The following is a 772-nucleotide window of genomic DNA, read 5'->3' as shown; positions in this document are numbered from 1 at the left end:
TTTAGATGAACTTATAGGAGTGGATTGGATTATTGATTTAACAGAATATGAATTTGCAGATGATGCTGATGGTAAAGCTATTAGATCTTTAGATGAGAAAGTAAGACAAGGCAAGCTAAAAGATCCAAGAGATATAGATTCTACTCCAGAGAGTAGGAAAGAGTTTAATCGTGAAATGTGGGCATATCGTAGAGGTGCTGTTGCATTTTACAATACAGATATTCCCAATGATTGGACTAAAGAAGAAGCAAAACTATATATGAATTCTCTTATTTTAGAAGCCAAACTAGCAGCTCTAACTCCACCTCAAGGCTATCCTAATGCACCTTATTATTGGATTCCAGAGCATTTAGAATATGTTTACAAAAAACACAAACTTGATAAACTCCTTGATCCAAGAATTCCTGCTATATATAGATATAATTTTCCAGAGGAACTTCGAGCTAAAATACTAGCTTATGCTAAAGAGCATAATATAAAAGAGTAAAAATAATGAATTTCATTAGCCACTACTATTATTATGAAAAATGGTTTATGTATAGGCTAATTAAAGAAAGGATAAACAATGAGTGAAACTTATGAGATTTATACACCAGATGGATCAATATTAAATGTAGAAAAAGATACAAACAAAATATTATTTACAGCAAAAAGCAATGGTACATATACTGAAAGAAATTCCAAAGCTCTTTTCAAAGCCCACGAAATCCTAAAAAACTCCCCCTACAAAGACTATCAACCTAGATATTTAGATCCTAATCTTTACACAGGA

The 772-nt window shown here is 31.6% G+C and carries 2 pseudogenes; both read left to right on the top strand.

From position 1 onward, the window contains the following. Positions 1-487: pseudogene (locus L8X40_RS08385) on the top strand (hypothetical protein); the annotation flags it as partial. 78 nt (positions 488-565) lie between these two features. Then, a pseudogene (locus tag L8X40_RS08380) lies at positions 566-772 on the top strand (hypothetical protein); the annotation flags it as partial.

The organism is Campylobacter sp. CNRCH_2013_0855 (genome assembly GCF_025773025.1).
In the GTDB taxonomy this organism is placed as follows: domain Bacteria; phylum Campylobacterota; class Campylobacteria; order Campylobacterales; family Campylobacteraceae; genus Campylobacter_D; species Campylobacter_D jejuni_C.
Note: the sequence above shows the minus strand (reverse complement) of the source record. Positions and strands in the feature narration are given on the sequence as shown.